This window comes from Pseudomonas sp. P110(2024) (assembly GCF_057480795.1).
Genome location: NZ_JBLIYT010000004.1, coordinates 68,759 through 82,047, shown reverse-complemented (window position 1 = coordinate 82,047; position 13,289 = coordinate 68,759). Strand labels below are relative to the sequence as shown.

The following is a 13,289-nucleotide window of genomic DNA, read 5'->3' as shown; positions in this document are numbered from 1 at the left end:
CGCGCGACGCCTGGCGATGTCTGTCCGTGGGCCATTCCGTGCACCACCCGACAGGAGATCGCCCCACCATGCCGCACCGCCTCGCCACCCTGCTCGCCGGCCTGTCACTGGCGGGCCTGGCCCACGCCGACGCCACCCGCTACCCGCTGACCATCGACAACTGCGGCCTGCCGCAGACCTTCGCCCAGGCCCCACAGCGCGCGGTGACCATCGGCCAGGCCGGCACCGAGCTGCTCTATGCCCTGGGCCTGGGCGAGCGGCTGGCGGGCACCTCGCTGTGGTTCAACAACGTGCTGCCCGAGTTCAAGGCGCAGAACGACAAGGTCGAGCGCCTGGCCGACAACGAGCCGGGTTTCGAGGCGGTGGTCGGCAAGCGCCCGCAGCTGGTGACCGCGCAGTTCGAATGGATGGTCGGCGCCCAGGGCGCAGTCGGCACCCGCGAACAGTTCGCGGAGCTGGGCATTCCCACCTATCTGCTGCCCTCGGACTGCGAAGGCAAGGACAACCTGGTGGGCGCCGACGGCACCCGCCTGCAGCCGTTCAGGATCGACACCCTCTACAAGAGCGTCAGTCAGTTGGCCGAGATCTTCGACGTGCAGGATCGCGGCGAACGCCTCAATGCCGAGCTCAAGGGCCAGCTGGACCAGGCCCGGCAACGCCTGGCCGGCCAGGACCTGAGCCACACCAGCGCGCTGTTCTGGTTCTCCAGCGCCGACCTCAAGGTCGACCCTTACGTCGCTGGTCGCCAGGGCGTGGCCGACTTCATGCTGCAGACCCTCGGCGTACGCAATGTGGTGGAGTCCAGCGAAGAATGGCCGGCGGTGGGCTGGGAGACCCTGGCCAGGGCCAACCCCACCTGGCTGATCGTGGCGCGCATGGACCGCCGCCGCTACCCCGCCGACGACTACCAGAAAAAGCTCGAGTTCCTGCGCAGCGACCCGGTGACCCGCAACATGGACGCGGTCAAGCAAGGCCGGATCATCGTCCTCGACGCCGACGCCATGCAGGCCGGCATCCGCCTGTTCCGTGGCCTGGAGGTGCTGTCCAGCGCCTTTGCCAGTGGTAAAGCGCCACAACCATGAACCGTTTGCTGCCCATCAGTGCCTTCGCGCTGTTCGCTCTGTGCCTGGCCATGCTCGCCGGGATCGCCATCGGCGAGACGCGGATCAGCGCCGAGGTGGTCTGGCAGGTACTGGCCAACCAGCTGTGGCAGGCCGGCCATGCGCTCGACCCCATCGACGCCGGCATCGTCTGGAACTACCGCCTGCCGCGCACCCTGGTGGCCGCCGCCTGTGGCGCGGGGCTGGCGACCTGCGGGGTGATCCTCCAGGCGCTGCTGCGCAACCCGCTGGCCGAGCCGTACCTGCTGGGCCTGTCGGCAGGCGCCTCGACCGGTGCCGTGGCGGTGGGGCTGTTCGGCCTGGGCGGCGCGGTGCTGTCGCTGTCGGCCGGTGCCTTCATCGGTGCGCTGGCCGCGTTCGCCCTGGTACTGGTGCTGTCGCGGGCCAGCGGCAGCCGACACGACAATGCGCAGGTGATCCTCGCCGGCATCGCCGGCTCGCAACTGTTCAACGCGCTGACGGCGTTTCTGATCACCAAGTCGGCCACCGCCGAACAGGCCCGGGGCATCCTGTTCTGGCTGCTGGGCAACCTCAGCGGCGTGCGCTGGCCGTCGGTCTGGCTGGCGCTGCCGGTGGCCGTGCTCGGGCTGGCGGTGTGCCTGTGGCACCGCCGGGCGCTGGACGCCTTCACCTTCGGTGCCGATTCGGCGGCCTCGCTGGGCGTGCCGGTGCGGCGCACGCAATTGTTGCTGATCAGTTGCACGGCACTGGTGACTGCGGTGATGGTCTCGATCGTCGGTGCCATCGGCTTCGTCGGCCTGGTCATCCCCCACGCCCTGCGCCTGCTGCTCGGCCCCGGGCACAGCCGCCTGCTGCCGGCCAGCGCGCTGGGCGGTGCGTTGTTCCTGATTGTTGCCGACATCCTCTCGCGGACCCTGATCGCCGGCCAGGTGATCCCGGTGGGCGTGGTCACCGCCTTGATCGGCGCGCCAGTGTTCGCGCTGATCCTGGTCAGCCGCCGGGGGCGTCCATGACCGTGATGACCGCCCTCGCCAACGCCCCGCTTGTCTGCGAGGGGCTGGGCCTGCGCCTGGGCGGCCGCGAAGTGCTGCAAGACATCGACCTGAGCGTGATGCCCGGCGAGACCCTCGGTGTGGTCGGCCCCAACGGATCGGGCAAGTCAACCCTGCTCAAGCTGCTCGCCGGCCTGCGCACGCCCAGCAGCGGCAGCGTGCGTTTGCTGGGCGAGGCGCTGGAGCGCATGCCGCGTCGCCGGGTTGCGCAAAGCCTGGCGCTGGTCGAACAGCAGGCCGATACCCTGGACGCCATCAGCGTCTACGACGCTGTGGCACTCGGCCGCACACCGTGGCTGTCGGCCCTGGCGCCGTTCGGCGCGGACGACCGTGCCATCGTCGAGCAGGCCCTGGCCGACGCCGACGCCGGCCACCTGCGTCGGCGCCTGTGGGGCGAGCTGTCCGGCGGCGAACGCCAGCGCGTGCACATCGCCCGGGCCCTGGCCCAGCGGCCGCAGGTACTGCTACTGGACGAGCCGACCAATCATCTTGATATCCAGCATCAACTGAGCCTGCTGCGGCAGGTTCAAGCGCTGTCGGTGACGACCCTGGTGGCCTTGCATGATCTCAACCAGGCGTTGACTTGTGACCGGTTGGCGGTGCTTGACCAAGGACGGTTGGTTGCCTTGGGGATACCGGAGGTGGTGCTGACACCGGAGCGGATATCGGCGACATTCGGGGTTCAGGCCCACTACCTGATCGATCCGTATGATGGGGCGCGGGTACTGCGGTTTCGCGCCTGAAAGCGCTGGAGCCGCTTCGCGACCCCAGCATCGTTTGTCATAGCGCTGAGCAGAGGTTACAGCCTGCATCTCAGCCCATGTATCCTGCAGGCGGCAACCTCCACGCCTGCAGCTCCAACGGCGTCATGCCCGCCAGCACCTGCACGAAGGTTTCAGTCAGCTCACTGCTGACATTGCCGTGGAATCGGTAGTTGCTCAGCAGGTAGCGCCGGACCGTTTTCGGCCAGTTGTTCGCCAGGTGGGCGGCCTTGATAATGCCTTTGGCATCCTGGTAGTTGGCGGCAGGCTTGACCTGGGTCAGGCGGCGCTCGAAGTGGCTGAAGCTCCAGTCGTCCTCGCGGGCCTCGAATTCATCCAGCAGTTTCACCTTGTACAACGCAAGCTCAGGCATGCGTGATCTCCTTGTGATGGGGGTGGAAGGAGACGGTAGGCGAATACAGTGGGAATGAAAATGAACGCGGTGTTGAGTGTTGTGCAGGAAGGCTGGAAGGATCTGTCAGACTGTACAGACGCGCGTGCCGGGCGCAGGGCCTGGTCGCCCTTGGCATCGAAGCTGCCCAGCAGCAAGGCCACCGTCGGCGCATCATCAATGGCGCCGAGGGAACTGCCGCAGGTGGCGCAGAACGCTGGCAAGCCACCTTTGTAGAGGGTCATGGGGGTTACCTTCCCTGGCTGGCGGGATTGCCGCACAATAGCCAACCTGGCACCTGCCAGCGGCGCAAAAGTGTTACGCCGTGTGGCATGCCGGCCTGCGGCGCCTGCGACTCCTGCTACAGTGCGCCCGCGGCCCGTCCGGCCCCTGCAATGATGGAAACCTGCTGATGGAAAGAATGATCCAGTTCGTGGCCGTGGTGGTGGTCTGCACCCTCATCGGCGTGGCCTGTGAACACTACGAAGTGAACCGCTACCTGAAATGGCTGCTGATGGCCCTGCCGGCGATCCTCTGGGTACGCCTGCGCAATCCGCTGCAACGCTGATTCCTCGATCACGGGATTGCAGTACACTCCCAGGCCTTACCGTGCCCAAGGCCCCACCATGCCCCGCCTGCCCCGTCTACTGCTCCCCGTGTTGCTGCTCGCCGCCCTCGCCGCCTGCGACCAGAAGCCCAGCCGCGAGGAAAAGATCCTCGCCAACCTGCCCCTGCAGGAAGCTTACGACCACAACATCGAGCGCATGGCCGGGCTGCTGGCCATGACCCATGCGCAGGTGCCCCAGGACAAGATCAAGGACGTGCTGCGCAAGCACCTGACCGTCGACGACCAGCGCCGGGACCTGTTCAGGCTGTACAGCGAGGAGCACTTCAGCGATGCCGAGTTCGACCTCATCGTTCAGGCCACCCGCGATCCGGCCAAGGCCAGGGAACTGGGCCAGAGCGAGGAAGGCAAGCGCCTGAGCGAGAAGCTCACCACGCTGATGCGCGAAAGCGCCAGCGACGCCAAGGTCCAGGCCTTGGTGCAGGAGCGCATGCAACAAGTCGAGGACGACCTGCAAGCGCTGGAGCAGACTGCCCCCTGAACGTAGGTAACAAGGGAGGATAATTCCGTGAGTCCCGTGGGAAACCGGAGCCACCTTTGTCCTCCAACCCTGCAATTGCGCTCAAGCATGGTCCACTTTGGGCCAAGCGCGTAAGGTGTGTTTTCCGCTGTATCCGACGAGGCCAAGGATTGCGATATTTCACCCCGCACGGACCGCGCCCCGACCTGCGCACCCTCATACTCGCCCTTTGCGCCACCACGGCCCTGGTCATGCTGCTGGCCAGCTATTTCGCCAGTTACCGGGTACAGCGGCAGCTGCTGATCGACAGCGCCTTGGAGGCCAACCGGGCCTATGCCGCCAAGTTGGCCGCCGTGACCGAGACCACCCTGGTCAATGCCCTGCAGCAACTGGCTTACGGCGCCCGGCAAAGTGGCCTGCACCCGGACGACGACAGCCTGGTGCAAGCTGAGATCGACCGCCTGCAGCAACAGAGCAACCTGTTCAACTCCACCCTGCGGGTCGACGCCCAGGGGACCGTGCGCTCGCTATCGCCCGCACCGCTGCAGCACCTGGCCGGCAGCCAGGCAACCTCACCCGGCGCCCGGCAAGCCTTGCACGAGCGCCGCACGCTGGTCTCCACACCTTTCCTGTCGGCGGCCGACAACCTGCTGGTGGTGCTCTCGCAACCGATCTTCGACGCCAGCGGCCACTACCACGGCTATATCGGCGGCAGCCTGTACCTGCGCGAACGCAACCTGCTCAACAGCCTGCTGGGCACGCACTTCTACCAGAACGGCTCGTACCTGTACGTGGTCGACCGCAACCGCCGGCTGCTGTTTCACCCCGACAGCAAACGGGTCGGCACCCTGGTAGGCGAAAACGCGCTGCTCGACGACCTGCCGAACCTCGACCATGGCACCCGGCGCCTGGTCAACAGCCAGGGCGTGGAGATGCTCGCCGGGTTCGCCACGGTACCCAGTGCCGGCTGGACCATCGTCGCCCAGCAGCCACTGCGCCAAACCGTGGAACCGCTTCGCCAGCTGATCCTCAATGTAGTGGTGATTTCCGCGCCGCTGGCGCTGCTCGGCTGCCTGCTGCTGTACTGGCTCACGCAAGTCATCGCCCACCCGCTGCGGCAGTTGGCCAGTGTCGCCCGGGGCATGGGCCAACAGCAGACCACCGAACGCATCCACCAGGTCCGTGCCTGGTATGCAGAGGCCGCGGAGCTCAAGCGTGCCCTGTTGTTCGGCGTGAACCTGCTGCAGGAGCGCATCGGCCGGCTCAACCGAGATGCCCAGACCGACCCTCTGACAGGGCTGGTCAATCGGCGCGGGCTGCAACAGGCACTGCGGGTGCAACAGGCCGAGCAGAGCGGGTTTGCCGTGGTGGTGCTGGACATTGATCACTTCAAGCGGATCAACGACAGCCACGGCCACGATGCCGGCGACCGTGTGCTGCAGCAGCTGGCCAGGCTGATGCGCGGGACCTGCCGCGAAGGCGACGTGCTGTGCCGTACCGGCGGCGAGGAGTTCCTCATGCTGCTGCCGGGTGCCGGCCTGGAGGTGGCGACAGCTGTCGCCGGCCACCTGCGCCTGACGGTCGAGCACACCCCGATCGTACCGACCGGTACCGTCACCATCTCCCTGGGTGTGGCCAGCTGGCAGCCCCGCGACGCTGGCACGCCTGCCGACGCCCTGGCCAGGGCCGACAAGGCGCTGTACCAGGCCAAGCAGAAGGGACGCAACCGCGTCTGCATCGACAGCCCGGCCTGACCCCTACACGGCGTCGGCCGTCCACACCGCCAATTCATAGCCGTCCGGGTCGATGAAATGGAAACGCCGCCCGCCAGGAAACGCGAACACCGGGCGGCTGATTCGGGCGCCGGCAGCCTCGACGCGCTGCTGCACCTGCGCCAGGTCAGCGGCATACAGGATGATCAGCGGCCCACCCGGACGAACCGGTTCGCCCGTGGTGAAACCACCCGTGAGGCGACCGTCACTGAATTCGGTATAGGTCGGCCCGTAGTCGGTGAAGGTCCAGCCAAACACCTGGCCGTAGAAAGCCTTGCTGCGGGCGATATCGCCCACGTTGAACTCGATGTTGTCGATTTGCCGGTCATTGCCACGCGCACCCATGGTGAGCCTCCTTGCGGGGATTGGAAGGGGAAGCTTACTGCAAGCGCCACGCGCGCAGGCCCGCTTCCACACATCATGTTTGTCCTTCCAAGCTCAAGGGGCGGTGCTAACGGATATCCGGAGGTCGCCCTCGACAAAGCCTGCTCGCCCTGGCGCTTGTCTACTGGCCCGAGAACAACGACGGCGCGACCTGAGCGCGCCGCATCCGCCCAGGCTGCCAGAGCAACGGAGAGCATCCATGTCCATCCCCCATGAGGTCCCGCCCGCCACCTTGCGGCGGGTGATCGCCGCCTCGGCCATCGGCAACTTCGTCGAATGGTTCGACTTCGCCGTCTACGGTTTTCTCGCCACCCTGATCGCCAATCAGTTCTTCGCCAGTGAGGACGCCAGCGTCGCCCTGCTCAAGACCTTCGCCGTGTTCGCCGTGGCCTTCGCCCTGCGCCCGCTGGGTGGCATCGTGTTCGGCGCGCTGGGCGACCGGCTCGGACGCAAGCGCATCCTGTCGCTGACCATCCTGCTGATGGCCGGTTCCACCACCCTGATCGGCCTGCTGCCGACCTACGCCAGCATCGGCGTGCTGGCTCCGGTACTGCTCACCCTCGCCCGCTGCCTGCAGGGGTTTTCCGCGGGCGGTGAATACGCCGGTGCCTGCGCCTACCTGATGGAGCACGCGCCACGGGGCAAGCGGGCGTTCTATGGCAGCTTCGTGCCGGTCTCGACCTTCTCCGCCTTTGCCTGCGCGGCAGTCATCGCCTACGGACTGGAGGCCAGCCTCACGCCCGAGGCGATGAACGCCTGGGGCTGGCGCGTACCGTTCCTGGTTGCCGCGCCCCTGGGCCTGGTGGGCCTGTACCTGCGTTGGCGCATGGAGGAGACCCCGGCGTTTCGCCAGGCACTGGCCGAAGGCAAGGCCCATGCGCATTCGCCGCTGGGCGACACCCTGCGCCACCATGGCCGCACCATTCGCAACCTGGGCGCGTTCATCTCGCTGACGGCACTGTCGTTCTACATGTTCACCACCTACTTCGCCACCTACCTGCAGACGGTCGGCCACCTCAGCCGCGCCCAGGCGCTGCTGGTCTCGACCGTTGCGCTGCTGTTCGCCGCCGCTGGCTGCCCGCTGGCGGGTGCCTTCAGCGACCGTGTCGGACGGCGCAGGACCATCGGCTTTACGTGCCTATGGGTGATGCTCGCGGTGTTCCCCGCCTACTGGCTGGCCAGTTCCGGTTCGCTGTCGGGGGCATTGCTGGGAGTGATCCTGCTGGCCATCGGCGCGCTGATGAGCGGTGTGGTCACCGCCGCGCTGCTGTCGGAATGCTTCCCCACCCGAAGCCGCTACACCGCCTCGGCGATCACCTACAACGTCGCCTACACCCTGTTCGGCGGTACCGCGCCGCTGGTGGCGACCTGGCTGATCGAACAGAGCGGCAGCCGCCTGGCGCCGGCCTTCTACCTGGTGGTGATTGCCTTGCTGGCCCTGGTGGGCGGGTTGGCGTTGCCGGAGACCTCGCAGGCTTCGCTGCATGAGGACACGCCGGGCAACGATCAGCCTGGGGTATCGCAAGACCTGTAGCGGGTTGCCCTGTGGCTTCTCGTGGGAGCGGGGTTGCCCCGCCCCCACGCCTTTCCTCACGGCAGGTCGAAGCGGTCCAGCTCCATCACCTTCACCCACGCCGCCACGAAGTCCTTGACGAACTTGTCCTTGGCATCGCTGCTGCCATACACCTCGCTCAAGGCACGCAGCTGCGCATGGGAGCCGAACACCAGGTCGACCCGGCTGGCGGTCCATTTCACTTGGCCGGTCTTGCGGTCACGCCCCTCGAACGCCTCGTTGTCCGCCGAGGTCGGCTTCCACTCCACGCCCATGTCCAGCAGGTTGCGGAAGAAGTCGTTGCTGAGCACGCCGACCCTGTCGGTGAACACGCCGTCCTTGCTGCCGCCATGATTGGCACCGAGCACCCGCAGGCCGCCGATCAGCACGGTCAGCTCCGGTGCGGTGAGGGTCAGCAACTGGGCCTTGTCCAGCAGCAGCTTCTCGGCCTTGACGCTGTAGCGGGCCTTGCTGAAGTTACGGAAACCGTCGGCAAGCGGCTCGAGCACGGCGAACGACTCGACATCGGTCTGCTCCTGCGAGGCATCCACACGCCCCGGATGGAACGGCACGCTGATGTTGTGCCCGGCGTCCTTGGCCGCCTTCTCCACCGCCGCGCTGCCGGCCAGCACGATCAGGTCGGCCAGGGAGATCTTGTTGCCGCCCTCGCCGCGGATCTTCTCCAGTGCCGTCAGCACCTTGTCCAGGCCCTGGTTCGCCGTCCAGCCGTTCTGCGGTGCCAGGCGCAAGCGGGCGCCGTTGGCACCACCGCGCTTGTCGGAGCCACGGAAGGTCGAAGCCGAGGCCCAGGCGGCGGAAACCAACTCCGACACACTCAGCCCCGACGCCAACACCTTGGCCTTGAGCGCGGCGATATCGGCGTCGCTCGGCTGAGGGCCTGATTTGGGCAGCGGGTCCTGCCACAACAGCTCCTCGTTGGGCATTTCCGGCCCGAGGTAACGGGCCAGCGGGCCCATGTCGCGGTGGATCAGCTTGTACCAGGCGCGGGCGAAAGCGTCGGCGAGCTGGTCTGGGTTGTCCTTGAAGCGTCGGGCGATGGGTTCGTAGATGGGGTCGAAACGCAGCGCCAGGTCGGAGGTGAGCATCGACGGGGCGTGCTTCTTGCCGGGGTCGTGGGCATCCGGCACGGTCCCCGCGCCCTTGCCATCCTTCGGTCGCCACTGATGGGCGCCCGCCGGGCTCTTGGTCAGCTCCCACTCGAAGTTGAACAGGTTGTTGAGGTACTCGTTGCTCCACTTCGTCGGGGTCGAGGTCCAAATCACTTCCAGGCCACTGGTGATGGTGTCGGCGCCCTTGCCGGTACCGAATTTGTTGTGCCAGCCGAAACCTTGCTGCTCAAGGCCCGCGGCTTCCGGCTCGGCGCCGACATTGTCGGCGGGGCCCGCGCCATGGGTCTTGCCGAAGGCGTGACCGCCAGCAATCAGCGCCACGGTCTCTTCATCGTTCATGGCCATGCGGCCGAAGGTCTCGCGGATATCCTTGCCCGAGGCGACCGGGTCGGGGTTGCCCTCCGGCCCTTCGGGGTTCACGTAGATCAGGCCCATCTGCACGGCGGCCAGCGGGTTCTCCAGGTTGCGCTCGGCCGACAGGTCACGGTTCTGTTCCTCACCATGCTTGGCAGGCTCGGCCACCAAGTCACCCTGGCCGGGGGGCTGGGCCTTGACCTGATCCTTACCGTAGCGGGTGTCACCGCCCAGCCAGACCTTCTCCGAGCCCCAGTACACGTCCTCGTCGGGCTCCCACACATCGGCGCGACCACCGGAGAAGCCGAAGGTCTTGAAACCCATGGATTCGAGAGCGACGTTGCCGGTGAGCACGATCAGGTCGGCCCAGGAGATCTTGTTGCCGTACTTCTGCTTGATCGGCCACAGCAGGCGCCGGGCCTTGTCCAGGCTGACGTTGTCCGGCCAGCTGTTGAGCGGGGCGAAGCGCTGCTGGCCGGAGCCTGCGCCGCCACGGCCGTCACCGATGCGGTAGGTGCCGGCGCTGTGCCAGGCCATGCGGATGAACAGCGGGCCATAGTGGCCGAAGTCGGCCGGCCACCAGTCCTGGGAATCGGTCATCAAGGCGGTCAGGTCTTTTTTCAGCGCCTGGAAGTCGAGGCTCTTGAACGCCTTGGCGTAGTCGAAGTCCGGGTCCATGGGATCGGACTTGCTGGAGTGCTGGTGGAGGATCTTCAGGTTGAGCTGGTCAGGCCACCAATCACGGTTGCTGGTGCCGCCACCGGCGGTCTGGTGGAACGGGCATTTCGATTCGTTCGCCATCTGCTTCTACCTTTCGGGTCGGTTCAATTCAGATTTCCGGGCGTTCTTGTATGTTTGCTGCCAGGTCTCGGAACAGGCGCGCCCGCAAGCACGCCCTCTGCTCATCAGTAGTGGCCGGGCACGCCTGTGCACCGGCTTTTCGCGGAACCCGCACAAAGACTAGTCGAGCCTGGGCAGAGGTCTAATAGAAGCGCTATTAGGGGGTGATAGCCTGGCTCTGTCAGTCTGTGGCGCCCCCTGCCCGTGCCACGATCACGTGGCAGACCAGGATCGTCACATTGATCTGTTCAACTGGGCTCGCCCGATGAAAAAGCATATTTGGCCAATCCTCGCGATACCGGCCGAACCCGCGCCAGGGACGGCGCAATCACGGGCCAGATGGCGCTTCAACAGCGCCGTGCGTGGGCGACTCGGACGAAATGCGCCTCGCGCCCTTTCGTACCGCGGCAAGTGAAGGCACAATGCGTGTCCTTTTTTTGGCCGGCCTGGCCGGGGGCCTTTAAATGATCAAGACGCCGTACTACCTCATCGATAAACAAAAGCTGCTGGGCAACATGGAAAAGATCGCCTACGTGCGCCAGCAGTCCGGGGCCAAGGCCCTGCTCGCCCTCAAGTGCTTCGCCACCTGGTCGGTGTTCGACCTGATGCAGCAGTACATGGATGGCACCACTTCGTCCTCGCTGTACGAGCTCAAGCTCGGCCGCCAGAAGTTCGCCGGCGAAACCCACGCCTACAGCGTGGCCTGGGCCGACGATGAAGTCGAAGAGATGCTCGAGAACTGCGACAAGATCATCTTCAACTCCATCGGCCAGCTCGAGCGTTTCGCCGAACAGTCCGAGGGCAAGGTGCGCGGCCTGCGCGTCAACCCGCAGGTGAGCAGTTCCGACTACCTGCTGGCCGACCCGGCGCGCCCGTTCAGCCGCCTCGGTGAGTGGGACCCTGAGAAAATCGAGAAGGTGATCGAGAAGATCTCCGGCTTCATGTTCCACAACAACTGCGAGAACGGCGACTTCGGCCTGTTCGACAAGATGCTCACGCACATCGAGGAACGCTTTGGCCACCTGCTGCACAAGGTCCAGTGGGTCAGCCTCGGCGGCGGCATCCATTTCACCGGCGAAGACTACGCGCTGGACGCGTTCTGCGCACGCCTGAAAGCCTTCTCGCAACATTACGGCGTGCAGGTCTACCTGGAGCCGGGCGAAGCGGCCATCACCAACAGCGCCTCGCTGGAAGTGACCGTGCTCGACACCCTGTACAACGGCAAGCACCTGGCCGTGGTCGACAGCTCGATCGAGGCACACCTGCTCGACCTGCTGATCTATCGCCTCAACGCCAAGATGGCGCCCAACGACGGCGCGCACACCTACATGGTCTGCGGCAAGTCGTGCCTGGCCGGCGATATCTTCGGCGAGTATCAGTTCAACAAGCCGCTGCAGATCGGTGACCGCCTGTCGTTCGTCGACACCGCCGGTTACACCATGGTCAAGAAAAACTGGTTCAACGGTCTGAAAATGCCATCCATCGCAGTCAAGCAGCTCGACGGCAGCGTCGAGCTGGTGCGCGAGTTCGGGTTCGAAGACTACGTTTCGAGCCTGTCGTAAGACAGGCTTTCACGAAGGAGAAAAGCTGAATTGAAGAAGAACGTTCTTATCATTGGTGCAGGAGGTGTCGCCAAGGTGGTGGCCCACAAGTGCGCACAGCATAACGACGAACTGGGTCGTATTGCGATTGCGTCACGGAACATCTCCAAATGCCAGGCCATCATCGACAGCGTCAAGGCCAAGGGTAGCCTCAAGGTACCCGCCGACATCCAGGCCTTCTCGCTCAACGCCCTCGATGTCGAGGCGACCAAGGCACTGATCCGCGAGACCGAGTCGCAGATCGTGATCAACGTTGGTTCCGCCTTCCTCAACATGTCGGTGCTGCGTGCCTGCATCGATACCGGTGTCGCTTATCTTGACACCGCGATTCACGAAGAACCGGGCAAGATCTGCGAAACCCCGCCCTGGTATGGCAACTACGAGTGGAAGCACCTCGAGGAATGCCAGCAGAAGAACATTACCGCCATTCTCGGTGTCGGCTTCGACCCGGGTGTGGTGAACAGCTACGCCAAACTCGCGCAGCAGCAGTATTTCGACCGCATTGATTCGATCGACATCCTCGACGTCAATGCCGGCTCCCACGGCAAGTACTTCGCCACCAACTTCGACCCGGAAATCAACTTCCGCGAGTTCACCGGGCAAGTCTGGAGTTGGCAGAACAGCCAATGGACCAGCAACACCATGTTCGAGGTCAAGCGTACCGACGACCTGCCAGTGGTGGGTTCGCAGAACCTGTACCTGACCGGTCACGACGAGGTGCACTCGATCTCGAAGAACCTGAACGTGCCGAACGTGCGCTTCTGGATGAGCTTCGGCGAGCACTACATCAACGTGTTCACCGTGCTGAAGAACCTCGGCCTGCTTTCCGAGCAGCCGGTCAAGACCGCCGAAGGCCTGGAAGTGGTACCGCTGAAAGTGGTCAAGGCCGTGCTGCCGGATCCAGCCTCGCTGGCCCCGGGCTACACCGGCAAGACCTGCATCGGTGATCTGGTCAAGGGCACCAAGGATGGCCAGCCGCGCGAGGTGTTCATCTACAACGTGGCCGACCACGAAGAAGCCTACGCCGAGACCGACAGCCAAGGCATCTCCTACACCGCCGGCGTGCCGCCGGTGGCCGCCGCACTGCTGGTCGCCCGTGGCGAATGGGACGCCGGGCGCATGGTCAACGTCGAGGAACTGCCGGCCGAGCCGTTCCTCAAGGCGCTGGACGTGATGGGCCTGCCGACCCGCGTCAAGGATGAAAAAGGCGATCGTCCATGGGACGCTGAAGCCTAAGCTGCACGACGAAGGGGCGCCAGATGGCGCCCCTTCTGTTTGTGCATGC

The 13,289-nt window shown here is 65.3% G+C and carries 13 protein-coding genes; 9 read left to right on the top strand and 4 right to left on the bottom strand.

What is annotated here, in order from left to right; translation table 11 throughout:
• The first annotated feature begins 68 nt into the window (after window positions 1-68).
• Genes AC25ND_RS07675 through AC25ND_RS07665 form a run of 3 tightly spaced genes read left to right on the top strand, consistent with a single transcriptional unit; the run spans window position 69 to window position 2,877 of the window.
• Window positions 69-1,082 carry an ABC transporter substrate-binding protein gene (locus AC25ND_RS07675; RefSeq protein WP_186597152.1) on the top strand — a complete coding sequence of 338 codons (1,014 nt, stop codon included), beginning with the start codon at window positions 69-71 and terminating at the stop codon, window positions 1,080-1,082.
• The gene (locus AC25ND_RS07670; RefSeq protein WP_186597150.1) at window positions 1,079-2,095 is read left to right on the top strand and encodes a FecCD family ABC transporter permease; all 1,017 of its coding nucleotides are present in this window, start codon (window positions 1,079-1,081) and stop codon (window positions 2,093-2,095) included. Before AC25ND_RS07675 ends, AC25ND_RS07670 begins: the two co-directional genes overlap by 4 nt.
• On the top strand, window positions 2,092-2,877 hold the full coding sequence (locus AC25ND_RS07665) for an ABC transporter ATP-binding protein (protein ID WP_186597148.1): 786 nt from the start codon (window positions 2,092-2,094) through the stop codon (window positions 2,875-2,877). Before AC25ND_RS07670 ends, AC25ND_RS07665 begins: the two co-directional genes overlap by 4 nt.
• A gap of 70 nt (window positions 2,878-2,947) precedes the next feature.
• Here the strand turns inward: AC25ND_RS07665 and AC25ND_RS07660 are convergent, their stop codons facing one another.
• Together AC25ND_RS07660 and AC25ND_RS07655 are read right to left on the bottom strand one after the other, a co-directional pair.
• A complete protein-coding gene (locus tag AC25ND_RS07660) occupies window positions 2,948-3,268 on the bottom strand; it encodes a hypothetical protein (RefSeq protein WP_028691652.1) in 321 nt (106 codons plus the stop codon).
• Window positions 3,241-3,531: a hypothetical protein gene (locus AC25ND_RS07655; protein ID WP_238348158.1), complete on the bottom strand. Its 291-nt coding sequence runs from the start codon at window positions 3,529-3,531 to the stop codon at window positions 3,241-3,243. Before AC25ND_RS07655 ends, AC25ND_RS07660 begins: the two co-directional genes overlap by 28 nt.
• A gap of 167 nt (window positions 3,532-3,698) precedes the next feature.
• On the opposite strand from AC25ND_RS07655, the gene AC25ND_RS07650 reads away from it, so the two are divergent.
• The 3 genes from AC25ND_RS07650 to AC25ND_RS07640 all read left to right on the top strand — a co-directional run bounded on the left by AC25ND_RS07650 (window position 3,699) and on the right by AC25ND_RS07640 (window position 6,125).
• Window positions 3,699-3,854: a hypothetical protein gene (locus AC25ND_RS07650; RefSeq protein ID WP_155952705.1), complete on the top strand. Its 156-nt coding sequence runs from the start codon at window positions 3,699-3,701 to the stop codon at window positions 3,852-3,854.
• A gap of 58 nt (window positions 3,855-3,912) precedes the next feature.
• Window positions 3,913-4,392 (top strand): hypothetical protein, encoded by a 480-nt coding sequence (locus AC25ND_RS07645; RefSeq protein ID WP_028691656.1) that lies wholly within the window; start codon window positions 3,913-3,915, stop codon window positions 4,390-4,392.
• A 149-nt stretch (window positions 4,393-4,541) separates the two neighbouring features.
• The gene (locus tag AC25ND_RS07640; RefSeq protein WP_238348157.1) at window positions 4,542-6,125 is read left to right on the top strand and encodes a sensor domain-containing diguanylate cyclase; all 1,584 of its coding nucleotides are present in this window, start codon (window positions 4,542-4,544) and stop codon (window positions 6,123-6,125) included.
• Between the two features lie 3 nt (window positions 6,126-6,128).
• Here AC25ND_RS07640 and AC25ND_RS07635 read toward each other — a convergent pair whose 3' ends face one another.
• Entirely contained in the window at window positions 6,129-6,488 is a 360-nt protein-coding gene (locus AC25ND_RS07635; RefSeq protein ID WP_028691658.1) for a VOC family protein, read from the bottom strand.
• A gap of 238 nt (window positions 6,489-6,726) precedes the next feature.
• Here AC25ND_RS07635 and AC25ND_RS07630 point away from each other — a divergent pair, with 238 nt between their 5' ends.
• Entirely contained in the window at window positions 6,727-8,061 is a 1,335-nt protein-coding gene (locus AC25ND_RS07630; protein WP_186597146.1) for an MFS transporter, read from the top strand.
• A 56-nt stretch (window positions 8,062-8,117) separates the two neighbouring features.
• On the opposite strand, the gene katG is transcribed toward AC25ND_RS07630, so the two are convergent.
• Entirely contained in the window at window positions 8,118-10,364 is a 2,247-nt protein-coding gene (gene katG, locus AC25ND_RS07625; protein ID WP_186597144.1) for a catalase/peroxidase HPI, read from the bottom strand.
• 503 nt (window positions 10,365-10,867) lie between these two features.
• On the opposite strand from katG, the gene AC25ND_RS07620 reads away from it, so the two are divergent.
• Window positions 10,868-11,965, top strand: a complete 1,098-nt coding sequence (locus AC25ND_RS07620; RefSeq protein ID WP_486976211.1) for a carboxynorspermidine decarboxylase — start codon at window positions 10,868-10,870, stop codon at window positions 11,963-11,965.
• Between the two features lie 30 nt (window positions 11,966-11,995).
• Window positions 11,996-13,240: a saccharopine dehydrogenase family protein gene (locus AC25ND_RS07615; RefSeq protein WP_028691662.1), complete on the top strand. Its 1,245-nt coding sequence runs from the start codon at window positions 11,996-11,998 to the stop codon at window positions 13,238-13,240.
• Window positions 13,241-13,289: the final 49 nt, after the last annotated feature.